Origin of the sequence: Tenacibaculum sp. 190130A14a (genome assembly GCF_964048965.1) — a bacterium.
GTDB lineage: Bacteria > Bacteroidota > Bacteroidia > Flavobacteriales > Flavobacteriaceae > Polaribacter > Polaribacter polynesiense.
In genome coordinates this window covers 1,819,253-1,836,845 of record NZ_OZ040189.1, presented here as the reverse complement: position 1 = coordinate 1,836,845, position 17,593 = coordinate 1,819,253, and the positions used below count along the sequence as shown (strand labels likewise).

General features: G+C 31.5%; 13 protein-coding genes. 9 read left to right on the top strand and 4 right to left on the bottom strand.

The genetic code is table 11. The features are described 5' to 3' along the window. Positions 1 to 40: 40 nt before the first annotated feature. Both ABNT22_RS08865 and ABNT22_RS08860 read left to right on the top strand, forming a co-directional pair. Positions 41 to 2,437, top strand: coding sequence for a TonB-dependent receptor domain-containing protein (locus ABNT22_RS08865; protein WP_348717463.1), 2,397 nt, complete (start codon positions 41 to 43; stop codon positions 2,435 to 2,437). A 93-nt stretch (positions 2,438 to 2,530) separates the two neighbouring features. Further along, complete coding sequence (locus ABNT22_RS08860; RefSeq protein WP_348717465.1) at positions 2,531 to 4,915, top strand: outer membrane beta-barrel family protein; 2,385 nt, start codon at positions 2,531 to 2,533, stop codon at positions 4,913 to 4,915. A 53-nt stretch (positions 4,916 to 4,968) separates the two neighbouring features. On the opposite strand, the gene ABNT22_RS08855 is transcribed toward ABNT22_RS08860, so the two are convergent. After that, positions 4,969 to 5,976 carry a beta-ketoacyl-ACP synthase III gene (locus ABNT22_RS08855; protein WP_348717467.1) on the bottom strand — a complete coding sequence of 336 codons (1,008 nt, stop codon included), beginning with the start codon at positions 5,974 to 5,976 and terminating at the stop codon, positions 4,969 to 4,971. 105 nt (positions 5,977 to 6,081) lie between these two features. Between ABNT22_RS08855 and ABNT22_RS08850 the strand changes: the two genes are divergently transcribed. The 6 genes from ABNT22_RS08850 (at position 6,082) to ABNT22_RS08825 (ending at position 12,391) form a co-directional block, all read left to right on the top strand. Continuing rightward, positions 6,082 to 7,470 carry a Gfo/Idh/MocA family protein gene (locus ABNT22_RS08850; protein ID WP_348717469.1) on the top strand — a complete coding sequence of 463 codons (1,389 nt, stop codon included), beginning with the start codon at positions 6,082 to 6,084 and terminating at the stop codon, positions 7,468 to 7,470. Positions 7,471 to 7,545: 75 nt separating this feature from the next. Continuing rightward, a complete protein-coding gene (locus tag ABNT22_RS08845) occupies positions 7,546 to 8,868 on the top strand; it encodes a hypothetical protein (protein WP_348717471.1) in 1,323 nt (440 codons plus the stop codon). A 60-nt stretch (positions 8,869 to 8,928) separates the two neighbouring features. After that, the gene (locus ABNT22_RS08840) at positions 8,929 to 10,260 is read left to right on the top strand and encodes a M28 family metallopeptidase (RefSeq protein ID WP_348717473.1); all 1,332 of its coding nucleotides are present in this window, start codon (positions 8,929 to 8,931) and stop codon (positions 10,258 to 10,260) included. A 1-nt stretch (position 10,261) separates the two neighbouring features. Beyond that, positions 10,262 to 10,840 (top strand): YdeI/OmpD-associated family protein, encoded by a 579-nt coding sequence (locus ABNT22_RS08835; RefSeq protein WP_348717475.1) that lies wholly within the window; start codon positions 10,262 to 10,264, stop codon positions 10,838 to 10,840. Next, positions 10,834 to 11,724 (top strand): TIGR01777 family oxidoreductase, encoded by an 891-nt coding sequence (locus ABNT22_RS08830; RefSeq protein WP_348717476.1) that lies wholly within the window; start codon positions 10,834 to 10,836, stop codon positions 11,722 to 11,724. The genes ABNT22_RS08835 and ABNT22_RS08830 overlap by 7 nt, the downstream gene beginning before the upstream one ends. Then, a complete protein-coding gene (locus tag ABNT22_RS08825; protein ID WP_348717478.1) occupies positions 11,714 to 12,391 on the top strand; it encodes a GNAT family N-acetyltransferase in 678 nt (225 codons plus the stop codon). The genes ABNT22_RS08830 and ABNT22_RS08825 overlap by 11 nt, the downstream gene beginning before the upstream one ends. A 49-nt stretch (positions 12,392 to 12,440) precedes the next feature. Here ABNT22_RS08825 and ABNT22_RS08820 read toward each other — a convergent pair whose 3' ends face one another. Further along, positions 12,441 to 13,178: a DUF6263 family protein gene (locus ABNT22_RS08820; RefSeq protein ID WP_348717480.1), complete on the bottom strand. Its 738-nt coding sequence runs from the start codon at positions 13,176 to 13,178 to the stop codon at positions 12,441 to 12,443. 208 nt (positions 13,179 to 13,386) lie between these two features. Between ABNT22_RS08820 and ABNT22_RS08815 the strand changes: the two genes are divergently transcribed. Continuing rightward, positions 13,387 to 15,384 carry a dehydrogenase E1 component subunit alpha/beta gene (locus tag ABNT22_RS08815; RefSeq protein WP_348717482.1) on the top strand — a complete coding sequence of 666 codons (1,998 nt, stop codon included), beginning with the start codon at positions 13,387 to 13,389 and terminating at the stop codon, positions 15,382 to 15,384. A gap of 54 nt (positions 15,385 to 15,438) precedes the next feature. On the opposite strand, the gene ABNT22_RS08810 is transcribed toward ABNT22_RS08815, so the two are convergent. Together ABNT22_RS08810 and ABNT22_RS08805 are read right to left on the bottom strand one after the other, a co-directional pair. Then, on the bottom strand, positions 15,439 to 16,749 hold the full coding sequence (locus ABNT22_RS08810; RefSeq protein WP_348717484.1) for a dihydrolipoamide acetyltransferase family protein: 1,311 nt from the start codon (positions 16,747 to 16,749) through the stop codon (positions 15,439 to 15,441). 193 nt (positions 16,750 to 16,942) lie between these two features. Next, positions 16,943 to 17,503 (bottom strand): hypothetical protein, encoded by a 561-nt coding sequence (locus ABNT22_RS08805; protein WP_348717486.1) that lies wholly within the window; start codon positions 17,501 to 17,503, stop codon positions 16,943 to 16,945. Positions 17,504 to 17,593 lie beyond the last annotated feature (90 nt).

Here is a 17,593-nt window from a genome sequence, read left to right as displayed (position 1 = left end):
TAGTCTACTAGACATTAAAACTATTCAATTAAAAAATAAAATGAAACAAAAACTATTGATACTCTTTTTACTTGTAAGTAGCATATCTTTCGCTCAAATGTCAAAAAGTAATCTTCCGAAACCTGGGGTAATTTCGGGAAAAGTAATCGACCAAACCACAAAAGAACCACTTCCTTACGTTAATATAGTTGTCAAAGACCTTGCCAATAAAATTATAACTGGAGGAATAACAACTGATAATGGACTTTTTACAATTAAGAACATTCCAGAAGGTAAAAGTACTGTTGAAGTTCAATTTATAGGATATAAAACTTATAACAGAACTATTGATGTTACTAATAAAAACAGAAAGATAAATTTAGGAACTATTAGTTTAGAAGAAGATAGTACTACTTTAGAAGAAGTTGAAGTTAGAGCTGAAACATCTACTGTTACTCAAAAAGTGGATAGAAAAGTAATTAATGTTGGAAAAGATTTAACTTCTGCTGGTGCAACAGCTTCTGAATTGTTAAACAATGTACAATCTGTAAGCGTTGATAGTCAAACAGGAAATATTAGTTTAAGAGGAAACGAAAATGTACGTGTTTTAGTTGATGGAAAACCAACAAACATTCCTGCTTCTCAGCTTTTAAAACAAATTCCTTCTACTTCAATTAAGAGCGTAGAATTAATTACCAATCCATCTGCAAAATACAACCCAGAAGGTATGAGTGGTATTATCAATATCATTCTTAATAAAAATGCTAATATGGGATTCAACGGTTCTGTAAATACCGGAGTTGAAGCAGGTCATTATGTTCGTTATAATGCTTCTACCAATATGAATTACAAAACTGGTAAAGTTAATTTCTTCGGAAATTATGGTTACAATGGAGGAGATAGATACAATTTTGGTTTTGTAAATAGACCAGGAACTAACAATCAAGATTTCATCTTTACCAACAACAACCAATCTCATTTATTAAAAGTTGGTGCTGATATTTATTTAGATGATAAAAATACTTTATCATTTTATACAACTCATAACTGGTTTAAAAGTGATGCAGGTGGTAGGGCTATAATTACATTAAATGATGGTTCACTTTTTGAAAACTCTCCAAATGAACAATCTACGGATAGTAAAAACCAAGCTTATAATGTAAACTATAAGCGTGATTTCGAAAAGAAGGGACACAATATTGAATTTGAAGCAACGTATTCTAAAAATACTGCTCCAAATTTCTTAGAGAATGATTTCTTACAAGGAACACAAGATGATTATATCAATGATATCAATAACGAAAGAGAAAATACATTGATTAATTTAGATTATACAAATCCAATTTCAAAAAATGGTAAATTAGAATTAGGAGTAGAATATCGTCTTGATAAAACCGATAATACAAACTTAACTACACAGGTTGGTTTTGCTAATTCATCTTTTACTTATGACAGAGATATCTATTCTGCATATATCAACTATGGTCATAAATTCGGTAAAGTAACTATGCAATTAGGTGCTCGTTTAGAGCAATATGAAATCAAAGGAGTATTTAACCAAGTTGGAGAAGATACAGAAACTGTAACTGATGAAATATTTACAGTTTATCCTTCTGCTTTCTTTACTTATAATCCTTCTGATAAGAATCAATTTCAGTTAAGCTATAGTAGAAGAGTTGACAGACCTGGAATACAACAAGTAAACCCAATTAGAGAATGGAGTACACCTTTAATTACTTCTGTTGGTAATCCAGACTTAGTTCCACAGTTTACAAACTCTTTAGAAATTAATTATACAAGAAGAATTAAGGGAGGGTCATTAACTTTTGGTACTTTCTATAGAAACATTAATGATGTTATTAATAGAGCTACGTATCAGGATCCAGATGATGCTACAAACGTAAGACAAATCTTAACTTTTGCTAACTTTGATGATACTGACGCATATGGTTTAGAATTATCAGCGAACTACAAAGTTGCTAAGTGGTGGCGTGCAAATGCAAGTATGGATTATTATTCTCAAAAACAATTTGGAACAAATGATATTACAGATCCTATGGCTCCAAGAAGAGAAGTTACTGCTAATGTATTTAATGCTAGAATAAGCAATAGCTTTACCGTAAGTAAAAAGTTACGTTTACAATTATTTGCAATGTATAGAGGACCTGTAAAAGATATTCAATGGGATGTAGATCCAATGAAAATGGTTAATATCGGTGCTAATTACAGTGTTTTAAAAGGAAAAGGAAATATTACTTTTAGAGTAAATGATATATTCGATACAATGAGATTTAAGTTTAATTCTGAAACTCCATTTGTACAAAATGGTCGCTTTAAGTGGGAAAGTAGAACTACCTACTTAGGATTCAACTATCGTTTTGGTGGAGGTAAGAATAAGGCAAAACAACGTAGAAGAAGAGACAATAATGAAAAGTCTGGTGGTGGCGGTTTCTTCTAAACAACTAACTACTATATAAATAAAAACCAAGGTTATCTATAACCTTGGTTTTTTTTGTTACTTTTAGCGACTTAAATTAGAAAGTCCCCGAATATGAAAAAGTTACTATTAGCAATGCTATTAGTTAGTATGGTATTTTGTGCCTCTGCACAAAAAGTACAAGTTTTTGGTCAAGTCAAAGATTTTAAAAATAAATCTCCCTTATCTTATGTAACTATTACCTGTGCCACTTTAGATGGCAAAATTATTACAGGAACTACTACGACCAACCAAGGTACATTTAAACTCTTCAAACTTCCAAAAGCTAAACTCTCTTTATCTTTTCAGTTTATTGGATATAAAAAAACTCAGAAAAACATTGATTTAACAAAAAGTAAATCTCCTATTGATTTAGGCACTTTTTTATTACAAGAAAATGCTGAGCACTTAAGTGAGGTTGAAATTCAATCAAAGGTTGTTAGCGTTGCTCAAAAAATTGATAAAAGGGTGTATAATATAGATAAGAATTTATTAGCTGTTGGTTCAAATTCTTTAGAAATCTTAGAAACTATTCCTTCCGTTGATGTAAATCAACTCTCAGGAACCGTTAGCCTTAGAGGGAATGAAAATGTACAACTTCTTGTAAATGGAAAACCATCCAATTTAAAAACTGAACAATTATTAAAACAAATTCCTTCAAATACAATAAAACAGATAGAAATTATCACAAACCCTTCCGCTAAATATACTTCCGAAGGAATGAGTGGTATTATTAATGTAATTTTAAAAAAGAATACTAAAATAGGTTTCAATGGTAATATTGTTATTGGTATAAAACATAGTAAAAATACTCGTCCAGACATCATTCTAAATGCAAACTACAAAGTGGGTCGAATCAATTTTTATAGCTCTTATAATACTAGTTGGGGAGATTATGAAACCTTCAATAACATTGAAAGAACAACAACTAATTTATTACAAGACATAGACTTTTTAAACAACTCGAATCTTCATAGTTTTAAATTTGGAGCTGATATCGAACTTAGTAAACAAAGTTTATTATCACTATATACCAATCAAAATTTTGACAATAACAGTCTCTCCACGCATACTAAAACTACCCAAAACACTACTATTTTATTTGATAACAGACGTTTTTCTACATACAAACAAAAAGATGCAAGTTATAACATCGATTACGTTTACAACTTTGACGATACAGGGCAAAATTTAGAATTAGAGCTAAACTATTCAATTAATAAGAACCCAGAACACACAGTAAATTCAGAAATAACAAATCCCACTACAAAAGAGTATAATTATACCAATGATATTGAAGACACTAAAAAATTATGGCTCTTCAATATAGATTATACAAAACCTATTGAATCGGGCTCTATAGAATTTGGTTTAGAATATAGAAAACAAAACTTTTATAATCGTATCATCACTGATCAAGAAGCTCCAAGCACTAATACTTCAAACATACAACCTATTGGGAATACAAGCTTAAATTACGATAGAGATATTTACTCTGGGTATATTAGTTATACGCAAGAGTTTAATCAACTAGCTATACAAATTGGTTTAAGAGCAGAACAATTCAAGTTGGATGCTTTGTTTTTGAATACGCAACAAGGAACTTCTTCTATTACTGATCAAATTTTTAGTTTATATCCTTCAGCTTCTATCAATTATCACATTTCTTCAAAAGATGAATTACAATTAGCATATAGTAGAAGAGTTGATAGACCTTCGGCATATCAACTTACTCCAATTCAAGAATGGGCCTCTCCCCTTACGATTGCAAAAGGAAACATTAATATTACTCCACAATTCACCAATTCAATAGAACTTAATTATACAAAAACAATTAATAAAGGCTATCTATCAATAGGTACATTTTACAGAAGAACGAATGATAAAATTGGTCGTATATTACAAAGAGATATGGCTAATTCAGAGCTGTTAATTTCTTCTTTTACTAATTATGATTTTGCAGATAGTTATGGCTTTGAGATTTCTGGAAGTTACAAACTGCAAAAATGGTGGACCATAAGACCTTCTTTTGAAACTTATATTCAAGATTCTCAAGGCGTCTTAAACTCACACTTCGAAATGATCAAAAACACCATTATTAAAGGGAGAATTAGTAACTCTTTCAAAGTTTCTAAAAAGTTAAGTTTTCAACTCTCAACGATTCATAGAGGTAAGAGTCAAAATGTCCAATACACTATACAACCATACACTATGGTAAATATTGCCGGAAAACTAAAAATATTGAATGGTAAAGGTAATATCACTTTAAGAGGTACTGATATTTTTAACAATGTTAACTTCGATTATTCTTCTACAAATCCATTTCAGCAAAAAGGAAAATATATTCTCGAATATGATTCTATATTTTTAGGTTTTTCCTATAATTTTGGAAGTGGTAAAAACAAAAGAAAAAGTAGAAAATACAGAGATAGTAATGAATCACAAGGCGGTATGTTTTAATAAAAAAAGCCGAAGATTAAAACTTCGGCTTTTTCTATAATTATCATTTTTAATTACCAACGAATCACAACTGATCCCCAAGTAAATCCACTTCCAAAAGCAGCCAACACTACTAAATCTCCGTCATTGATTTTTCCTTTCTCCCATGCTTCAGTTAAAGCAATAATAACAGAAGCTGCAGTAGTATTTCCATATTTCATGATGTTATTAAACACTTTATCATCTGATAATTGGAATTTCTTTTGAATGAACTGTGCAATACGTAAATTCGCTTGATGCGGAATTAACATATCAATATCTTCTTTTTGTAATCCATTTGCCTGTAACCCTTCTACAATGGCCTCTGAAAAACGTACAACAGCATGTTTAAAAACAAACTGACCATTCATATATGGATAATAAGAAGTATCATCTGGGTCATTTTCTTCCATAATTGCATCTACCCATCTTCCTGTTGAAGGTCCAATCAAAGCTAATTCCTTTGCATGTTTCCCTTCTGAATGTAAATGAGAAGATAAAATACCTTTTCCTTCTTCTTCACTACGCGATAAAACCGCCGCTCCAGCACCATCACCAAAAATTACAGTCACTCCTCTACCTCTCGTAGATTTTTCTAAACCTCCTGAGTGATTTTCAGATCCAATAACAAGAATGTTTTTATACATCCCGGTCTTAATAAACTGATCTGCAACTGATAAAGAGTAAATAAATCCAGAACATTGATTACGTATATCCAATGCTCCAATAGTTGGCATATCTAATAAATCTTGAATTTGTACTCCTCCTCCAGGAAAATACAACTCAGGACTTAACGTTGCAAAAATGATAAAATCAATATCATCTTTTGTTAAACCTGCTCTTTCAATCGCAATTTTAGCGGCCTTTGCTCCCATAACTGAAGTAGAATCCTCCGTTTTAGGGTCAATCCAACGACGTTCTTTAATTCCAGTTCTTTCTTGAATCCACTCATCGCTTGTTTCCATAAACTGGGTAAGATCATCGTTAGTTACCACGTTTTCAGGAACGTAATAACCTAATCCTGTAATTTTTGAATTATACATATATTTTTATGTTGATTATTGTCGTTTACTAAATTTTAGCCCGTAAAAATAGCAATTAATTGATACCTTTACAAGTAACTACAGCTAAAGCAATTTAATGAAACTATGATGAATAGAAAAAAATTTCTTTCCCTTTCTGCGAAAGCCTCTTTATTTTTAGGATTATCTTCAACTATTTCTTGTAAAGACGAAGAAAACACTTCACAACTTCTAAATAAAACTGCCAAAGGAAGTGCATTTGCACTTACCGCTCCTAAGATTGATAAAGTCAATGTTGGAATTATTGGTTGCGGTAATAGAGGTCAAGTGCTCATACAAATGTTCGATTGGTTACTAAAAAATGACAAAGCGGATATCGTAGCTGTTTCTGATCTTAAAAAAGAAAAAACAGATAAACTAAACCAACATCTACAAAAAACACATAACAAGATAGCACACGCCTATTATGGGAATCCAAACGAATGGAAAAAACTAGTTGAGCGAGATGATATTCATTTGTTAATTATTGCTACTCCATGGGAAATGCATACTCCAATGTCGCTATACGGAATGGAAAATGGAAAACATGTTGCTTGCGAAGTACCTATTGCCTATACGCTAGAAGACTGTTGGAAACTTATTGAAACTGCAGAACGAACACAAAAACATTGTATGATGATGGAGAATTGTTGTTTCAACAATGAAGAATTATGGGTTTTAAATATGGTCAATCAAGGTGTTTTTGGAGATTTAACACATGCTGAAGGAGCCTACATTCATGACTTAAGAAAACACCTTTTAGATGAAAAATATTACGAAGATCAATGGAGAATCAAACATCATTTAAATAAAGACGGTAATTTTTATACGACACATGGATTAGGCCCTATAAGTCAATATATGGATATTGGACGTGGAGACACCTATGATCATGTAGTTTCTATGAGTTCAAGAGAAAAAAGCTTGAGTGATGCCGCAAAAAAAGCAAACATTGACAAATTTGCCAATGTAAAATGTGGAGATATGAATACAACAATGATCAAAACAAAACTTGGTAAAACCATTATGCTACAATTTGATGTTCACTCAGGTAGACCCTATGATAGACTAAATACTTTGGTAGGTACAAAAGCGGTTCATGAAGGTTATCCTTCTAAATTATACATAAACGAAGAAGAACTTGCTTGGTGGGGACATAAATGGTTGGATGAAGAACACTATAAAATGTACCGAGAAAAGTACAATCATCCGCTTTGGTCAAAGTTAAAATCTCAAATTTCTGATAATTCAGTTGGACACGGAGGAATGGATTTTGTAATGATCTATCGCTTAATAAAATGTTTAAATGAAGGATTACCTTTAGATATTAATGTATACGATAGCGTATTATGGAGTTCTATTACACCCCTCTCAGAATTATCGGTAGCACAAAATAGCAGCTCTGTTAAAGTACCTGATTTTACTGGCGGTACTTGGAAAAACAAAAATAAAACTGAAATGCTAAGGGAAATCTAATTTAGAAATATAGCTTCTTAAGGCCTTTTTTTACTTTAAAAAACAATGTATCTTTAGGTCAAGACTAAACAAACTATGAGTAAAGATTACAACAGTTCGGTTTTTAAAGATTTACTAGACCGTCTACAACAAGAAAGTTGGCAATTAGAGTTACTGATTTCAGGTTTTGCAATATTTGGTTTATTTTCTGCTATTGGTCCGATTGAAGCCAATTTTGAAATAGCTAAACACGATAGTAAACTTGCCGAAACCATTCTTTGGTATACAATTAAAATATCTTGTTGGATTTTAATATCTAATCTTCTCATACACGTAATACTTCGTGGTTTATGGATTGGAGCATTAGGGTTGCGATATGTTTCTGGTGATATTGATTATGATGAACTTAAATACGTACCAAAATTCACCAAACATTTACAAAAAAGAATAGGCTCTTTTGATAAATACATCGGTAATCTAGAAAATTATTGTAGCATTCTTTTCGCAGTCTCTTTTTTGTTTATTTTCTACTTTTTAGCTTGCCTATTTACTCTTTTAAGTATTTTGTTTACGGTATTTATCTTCATGGATACCGATTTAGATGGGATTTGGGAAAAAATTTCTGTTTTTATTGGTATTGCACTTATATTATTCATTTTAGCCGGGGCTTTCTTTACTTTCATTGATTTTATAAGTCAAGGTTTTTTAAAAAAGAAAAAGTGGATTGCTAAACTATACTTTCCTTTATACAGGGTATTTAGCATTATTACATTGTCTTTTTTATACCGTCCGTTAGTATATAATTTTTTAGATAATCGCTTTGGAAGAAGACTAAGCTTTATTCTAGTTCCTGTATATGTATTTGTGCTGTTTTCCTCGACATATTCTTATAACAAATCCAATTATTTAAAAGAAGACAGAAAGTCATCTGAAGTATATGCCAATCCATATAATTACGAAGACCAACTTATTGATAAAACCGATTTTATTAATACAGCTACCATTCCTTCTAAGGTTATAAAAGATTCATACCTTAATGTTTTTATTGTCTTTAATGAACGTTTAGAAGATAAAATTTTTGACTATAATAAAAGTTTAAAGCCTAAAGAAGATATTAGAGGACTAAAGTCAAGAATGTTTTTTTGGGATGATTTTACTCGGAATAGCGATAGTTTAATGAATCAATATCACAAAACATTTAATGAAATGTTTGCTATATATATTGATTCTATTAAATATTCAACAAAATTCATTGCAACTAAAAACAAGCGTAAAGATTTAGGCTATGAAACCTATGTCAATATTGATTCTTTGACTGAAGGAAATCATGTTTTAAAAATTACTCGTAAACGAATTCGGAATAAGGACACTTCCAACATTATTATTTCTAAAATTCCTTTTTGGCATTTTAAGAAGTAATATTGAAATGATTTAAAAATAGAACGTCTAACCAATAAGTTAACCTTAAAACTTATTCAAATGAAAACTTATATTACTTTATTTTTTTTAAGTCTTTCAGTTTGTTTGTTTGCTCAAACAGATGCTAAGATTTATGATATTATCAACAATGTATCGACTAATAGGATAAAAGCGGATATTTCCACATTAGCTAATTTTGGTACAAGACATACCTTAAGTGACACACTTTCTAACACAAGAGGAATTGGTGCTGCAAGAAGATGGATCAAGTCAGAATTTGATCAAATTTCTAAAGATTGTGGCAATTGTTTAGAGGTTTTTTATCAAAAAGATTTGGTCAAAAAAGGAACGAACGCTAGAATTACGAAAGATGTTTGGGTAGTTAATGTCGTTGCGATTCAAAGAGGTAAAAAAAATCCTAATAGCTACATCATCATGAGTGGTGATATAGACTCTCGAATTTCTGATCCTAATAATTTTACTGATGATGCTCCTGGTGCAAATGACAATGCTTCTGGAATGGCCGGAGCTATAGAAGCTGCTCGTGTTCTAAGTAAATATTCATTTGATAATAGTATTGTCTATGTTGGATTGTCTGGTGAAGAACAAGGCCTATTTGGAGGAAAAGGTCTAGCTACTTATGCCAAAGAAAAAGGATGGAACATTTTAGGAGTGATGAATAATGATATGATTGGAAACATTAAAGGAGTTGATGGGGTCATTGATAATAGAACTTTTAGAATTTTTTCAGAACCAACCCCTCCTACTGAAACGGAACGTCAGCGAAGAGCGAGACGTTTTTATGGAGGTGAAGTAGATGGTATCTCTCGTCAATTAGCTCGATATATTTATAAAACAACTAAAACGTATATGCCAGAAATGAACCCTAAAATGGTGTATCGTTTAGATCGTTTTGGAAGAGGTGGTCATCATAGACCATTTAATGATATAGGATTTCCTGGGATTCGCATTATGGAAGCGCATGAAAACTACACACAGCAACACCAAGATATACGTACAGAAAACGGAATAGAGTACGGTGATAAACTTAAATTTGTGAATTTTGATTATGCCAATAAATTAACCGCCGTAAACGCAATTAACTTGGCTAGTATTGCAAGTGCACCTACTGCTCCTACAAATGTAGCCATTGGAGGAATTGTACAACCCTCTGTAAAACTTAAATGGGACAAAGTTAATGGTGCGAAAGGCTATAAAATTTACTGGAGAGATACCACTTCTCCAACTTGGGATCATAGTAGATATGTTGGAGATATCAATGAATTTACTTTAGAAGGAATTGTTATTGATAATTTCTTTTTTGGTATTGCCTCTGTAGGTGAAGACGGACACGAAAGTATTGTTGCTTTTCCTAGTAAAATTATTAGATAACATGAGTAAAAACAGACCTCAGTTATATTTTAAAACCGATATTGAATGGAGAGAATGGTTACTTGAAAATCATCATGTAAGTACTGGTGTTTATTTAATTTTATACAAGGTAGAATCCAACATTCCAAGTATGCGATGGGAAGAAGCTGTAAAAGTTGCCTTATGTTTTGGTTGGATAGATTCAACAGTCAAAAGTTTAGGAAATGGTAAACGACAACAATATTTTTGTCCTCGTAAACCAAAAAGTGTATGGAGTGCATTAAACAAAAAATATATTAAAGAATTACTTACTAACAACCTCATGCATCAATCAGGGGTAAAATCAATTGAAATAGCAAAGCAAAACGGTTCTTGGTCTGCTTTAGACGATGTTGAGAATTTGGTGGTACCAGAAGATTTACAGCAAGCTTTTGATAATAACCCTACAGCTTATTCAAACTATCAAAATTTTGCAAAATCTTATAGAAAAGGCTATTTGTATTGGTTGTTTAGTGCTAAAAGAGTAGCTACAAGACAAAAACGAATAAAGGAGATTATTGAATTATGTAATGCCAATCAAAAACAAAAAGGAACATGGTAAAAGTTTTAATTACTGGAGGAACAGGGCTTATAGGAAAACAATTACAACAACTTTTAAAAAAACAAAATTATGAAGTTGTCATTTTAACTAGGTCTCCACAAAACAAAAATGAATTTCATTGGAACATTACCGAAAATTATATTGATGTAAAAGCCTTTACTGGAGTTACTCATATAATTCATTTAGCAGGCGCTGGAATTGCTGATAAACGTTGGACAACTAAAAGAAAAAAAGAACTAATAAATAGTAGAGTTCAATCTGCTAATTTATTATTTGAAAAAATAAAAGAATTAGACATTCCTCTAAAAGGTTTTATATCTGCCTCTGGAATTGGGTATTATGGAGCCAAAACTTCCGATAAGATTTTTACAGAAGACGATCAACCTGAAAATGACTTTATATCAAAAATTTGTGTACAATGGGAAAAAGCAGCTTCTAAGTTTAAGGAAATTAATATTCCTGTAACTATTCTTCGAACAGGTGTTGTTTTAACTAAATCGGGAGGTGCTCTATCAAAAATGAATACGCCTTTATTTTTATCTGCTCTTGGCAATGGCAAACAATATATTCCTTGGATTCATGTTGATGATTTATGTAATTTGTATCTCGAAGCAATTCGAAACACGCACTTTGAAGGTATTTTCAATGCTGTAGCTCCTGAACATCAAACCAATGAAAGCTTTACAAATACGTTGGGTACAACTATTAAAAAAACGGTATTCCCTATTAATGCACCTTCTTTTGTTTTAAAAACAGCATTAGGGGAAATGGCTTATATTTTATTAAAAGGAAGTAGGGTTTCTTCGAATAAAACTACCAGTTTGTATACTTTTATGTATTCTGATTTGAGCACTGCGCTAAACAACATTTATAATGAAAAATAAGCTAGAAAACCCTGTTTGGTCTTCGTTAAAAGAAACACACAAGAAATTTGCTATTCAGTATGATGAAGTAACTTTTTATGATCCTAATATATGTCCCTTTGGTGCATTTACGAATACCCAAAAAACAAAACATGCCTTAAACGAATATGCCAAATTAACTGATGCTTTTTTTCTAGTTTCTGAAAATAAAACTCCTACATATGATACTTCAAAAATCACATTAGACAAAAAAATAGAAGGAGTTCAAATGGTTTTAGAGAATTTACAAGAAATTGATATTACCGAAGAAATTGTTCCTTTAACTGAAAAACATGTAGATGCTATTTATCATCTTATTTGGTTAGTTATGCCAGGGTACTATAAAAAACGTACGTTTGATATGGGCAAATACTTTGGTATTTTTAAAAGTAATCAATTGGTAGCCATTGCTGGACAACGAATGCAAACAGATGATTTTATTGAAGTTAGTGGTGTAGTAACCCATCCTGATTTTACAAAAAGAGGTTATGCTAAACAACTTACACTACATGTAACAAAAGATATAATAAAAGACGGAAAACATCCTATTTTACACACAACCAAAGGAAATCCTGCTATTAAACTATATGAAAAGCTTGGCTATAGAATAACCAGAGATATGAACTGGTGGTACTTTACTAAAAAATAAAAGCTCTGAATAACTTCAGAGCTTTTATTTTTTATAGCTATTTTGTAAACTACATTTTTGTGGTAGTCATACTAATATTTTGCTTTATCTTTTGCCCCATTACATTCATATTCATATCTACATTCATTTCTGAAACATTTCCTGTTTTTCTATCTACACTGGCCTTTCCATTAAAATCTCCTGTACCAATTTCAGAAATAGTTCCTGTAATAGTAAGAACTACTTTATTAGCGTCTATAGAAGTTACTTTATATTCATAATTCAGTTTTACCCCTTGACTTGTTGTTTTAGACTCTTTCCAACTTGTACCTAATTCTACCGCTTCTTTAGGGTACACTATCGTATTCGAATTTTCTTTGAATGAATCAATACTAGCTGTACCTGAAATTAGTTTTACGTCTTTTACATCTGCTAACTTATCATAAGTAAACTCCATTGATGATGTTAAAATAGGTTTCATTTTAGAATGGGCTCCTTTAGCAAAACGATTCATGTCTTCTTCTTTATCATTAGAATCATACTTCATGGTATTTCCTTGTGAAGTCATATTCATTGTAACATGTGAAATTTTCATTTCAGTGTTATATAAACCTCCTTCTATAGCATTAATTTTCATATTCATATTCATGACTATATCTAGATCCATCATCCCAGCTAAATCCTGTTTCATATGCATTTTCGTTTCATACACATCACCTTTTTCATAATTTAAACGTAACAATACTTTCTCTTGTGCCATTCCTACAATTGACATAGTAAGTAATAACAAAAGTGCTATTTTTTTCATTCTTTTATTTTTTAAATTAATGTCACGAATATACATAAATATCGGTATGCTATATTCCATCTAACAGTTTCATATAAATAAAATTATTTAACAAATTTTAACATTACCTCAAAAAACAAGCTTCAAAATTGAAATATTACTAAAATAACTTTGATTCTATATTTTTTTTAGTCACATTTGATATTCCTTAAAAACCTTATAATTCAATATGAATAACCTACAAACAGCTATACAATTCAACAAAAAAAAATTAGAGAATCAAACGCTCCTAGAACTTTACAAAAAGATGTTGTTGCCTAGAATGATTGAAGAAAAAATGTTGATTCTTCTTAGACAAGGTAAAATTTCTAAATGGTTTAGTGGTATTGGACAAGAAGCGATTTCTGTTGGTGTAACTTCTGTTTTAGCAAAAGAGGAATATATACTTCCTATGCATAGAAACTTAGGAGTATTTACAACAAGAGAAATTCCTTTACATCGTCTTTTTTCTCAATGGCAAGGAAAAGCCAATGGTTTTACGAAAGGAAGAGATCGAAGCTTTCATTTTGGTACGCAAGAATATAAAATAGTGGGTATGATTTCCCACTTAGGTCCTCAATTAGGAATAGCAGATGGAATTGCTCTTGCCAACAAATTGAAAAATAACAATCAAGTTTGTGCTGTCTTTACAGGTGATGGAGGAACCAGTGAAGGTGATTTTCATGAGGCTTTAAACGTAGCTTCGGTATGGAATTTACCTGTATTATTTTGTATTGAAAACAATGGGTATGGACTATCTACCCCTACTTCAGAACAATATAACTGTGAACATTTAGCAGACAGAGGAAAAGGATATGGAATGGAATCACATATCATTGATGGAAATAATATTATAGAAGTCTATACAAAAGTATCTGAGCTTGCAGAAAGCATTAGAGAAAATCCTAGACCCATTTTAATTGAATTCAAAACCTTTAGAATGCGAGGTCATGAAGAAGCTAGTGGTACAAAATATGTTCCACAAGAATTAATGGAACACTGGGCTTTAAAAGATCCTCTGAATAACTACAAAGAGTTCTTAATCTCTGAAAACATTTTGACTAATGAACAAGATGAAAACTTCAGAAATGAATTTAAAAACTTAATTCAAGACAATTTAAATATTGCCTTTGATGAACCAGCGATTACATCATCAATCTCAATTGAATTAGAAGATGTATTTAAAAAGATTACACCTAGCAGCATAGCTCCTAATAAAGAAACCGAAAATATTCGTTTGATTGATGCGATTTCAAATGGTTTAAGACAAGCTATGGAAAGAGATGATTCAATAGTTGTTATGGGACAAGATGTTGCAGAATACGGCGGTGTATTTAAGATTACCGAAGGTTTTGTAGATGCTTTTGGAAAAGAACGTGTTCGAAATACACCTATTTGTGAATCTGCTATTGTCTCAGCTGCCTATGGTTTATCTTTAAATGGAATGAAAGCTGTGATGGAAATGCAGTTTGGAGACTTTGTTTCAACTGGTTTTAACCCGATTGTAAACTTGTTAGCTAAATCTCATTATAGATGGAATCAGCATGCGGATGTTGTGGTAAGAATGCCATGCGGTGCTGGAGTTGGTGCTGGACCTTTTCATTCTCAAACCAATGAAGCTTGGTTTACCAAAACACCAGGACTAAAAGTCATATATCCAGCATTTCCATATGATGCTAAAGGTTTATTGACTGCTGCTATAAACGACCCTAACCCAGTATTATTCTTTGAGCACAAAGCTTTGTATAGAAGTACTTACCAAGAAGTTCCTACAAATTATTACACATTACCTATTGGGAAGGCTTCTGTATTAAAAGAAGGAAACGATATTACCATCATCAGTTTTGGAGCTTCGGTTCACTGGGCACTCAACACTTTAGACGAACATAACAATATTTCTGCTGATTTAATAGATTTAAGATCATTGCAACCTTTAGATACGGAAACTATATATAATTCAGTTAAAAAGACCGGTAAAGTGATTATTGTACAAGAGGATTCTTTATTTGGAAGTGTATCAAGTGATATCTCTTCTTTAATTATGGAAAATTGTTTTGAATATTTAGACGCTCCTGTTAAAAGAGTAGCGAGTATCGAAACTCCTATTCCTTTTGCTGGAAACCTAGAGAAAGAATACTTGCCAAAAGAACGATTTAAAACAGAGCTATTAAATTTACTAGCTTACTAAAAATAAAAAAGCTCACTTTATAAAGTGAGCTTTTTTATTTGATATATCTTCAGTTTAAAAATCTTGATTCACATCCCAAGATTCTAAAATTTCTTTAAATGTTTTGATAAACATACCTCCAAGAGCTCCATTTACCACTCTATGATCATATGAATGAGATACAAACATTTTGCTTCTAATTCCAATAAAATCACCTTCAGGAGTTTCGATAACCGATGGCATTTTTCTAATAGCTCCTAAAGCTAAAATAGCAACCTGAGGTTGGTTGATAATTGGAGTTCCCATTACAGATCCAAAACTACCTACGTTGGTAACTGTGTACGTACCTCCTTGAATTTCATCTGGTTTTAACTGATTTGCTCTTGCTCTATTTGCTAAATCATTTACCTTCTTAGTCATTCCAACTAAGTTTAATTGATCTGCATTTTTAATTACTGGTACTATTAAGTTTCCATCAGGTAAAGCAGCAGCCATTCCTAAATTAATATTCCCTCTCTTGATAATCTTATCACCATCTACAGAAATATTAATTAATGGGAACTTCTTAATAGTTTGCGCTACTGCTTGCATTAAGATCGGAGTAAAAGTTAACTTCTCTCCTTCTCTCTTTAAATAAGCATCTTTTACCTTATTTCTCCATTTAACAATATTAGTTACATCAATTTCTATGAAAGATTGTACATGAGCAGATGTTTGTACAGAATCTACCATGTGCTTAGAAATTAATTTACCCATACGAGTCATTTCTATAATTTCATCTTCTCCACTCATAGTGATTGGAGTTGAAACTTTAGCTGGAGCCTCTTTTACAGGAGCCGGAGCCGCTACAACAGGTTTTGCTGCTGGTTTTGGCTGACTTCCTCTGTTTTCTATATAAGATAGTATATCGTTTTTAGTAACTCTTCCATCCTTTCCTGTACCTGAAATAGTTTCTAATTCTGATAATGAAATACCTTCTGTCTGCGCAATACTTTTTACTAAAGGAGAATAAAAACGATCACTATTTGAAGTATCAATTGTAGTGCTCACCATTTCCTTTGCAGCTTCCACTGTTTCTTCTAATTGAGCTACTTCTTTTGGAGTTTCTTGCTTAGGAGTTGCAACTGCTGTTACAGCTTCTCCTCCTTCAGTCTCAATAATAGCAATTGTTTCACCAACTTGTACTACTGCATCTTTGTCAAATAAAATTTCAACTAGGGTTCCTTCTACTTCACTAGGTACTTCGCTATCAACCTTATCGGTTGCTACTTCTACCACCGTATCGTCAATATCAATAGTGTCACCTACTTCTTTAACCCATGAAGTAATAGTTGCTTCTGCAACGCTTTCACCCATTTTAGGCAATTTTAATTCAAATCTAGCCATTGTTTGTTTTTTTATTTGATTGCGAAAATACTAAAATTACCCCAATTTTTCCAATTTTTATTATTGAATTATTAAAATGAATTGGTTTATATTTTGAATTATACATAAAAAGAAAAGCTAAAAATCAACTTTTTTATTATTATTCGTTGATTTTCAGCCTTTAAATTACGTTTTTGACAATTATTTGAATTTCCTAGTTTTCCGTATTCCTTTTTACTTTTTCTAAATTCCTTATAGCACGTTTTAACTCTTCCTTTGCTCTATCAACTCGTATTTGTGCGTTAGACACTGAATTAGAGGTATTTTCAAATCGATGTTCTCTATGTGAAGAAATGTATTTTTTTAGTTCATCTCCCAAATGTTTAATTTTTTTTCTGAAATTATATGATGCCTCATCCTTATCCAATACTATTTTTAAGGTATTATTGGTTAAATTACAATAAAACACTGTTTCTCCTTGCTTTACTTTTTTCCAAATATAAACTCTTCCTTTTCTAGTTAAAGGAATATTATCTAAAGCATCTTCTAAAATATCTAACACTCCTTCTTTCTTTGAAGATTCATGTTTAGAATAAAACTTATACGTATCATTTGAATTGGAAACACTAGTAGAGTTGCTAATTGTAGTGGTAACATCTGTATGGGTATTATTAGGTGTACTTGGAGGTTGTGGAGTTTCAGACACTTGTGCATTTGATAAAGTAGACATAAGGTATATACATACTTTAAATAAGATAGCTTGAATTGTTTTCATAATGTTATTTTTTAAAATTTCACATTCCAAAACTATTAGCTAAGCTCTCTGAAAACAAACTATTTGAAGTCATTAACCCATTATTAACTC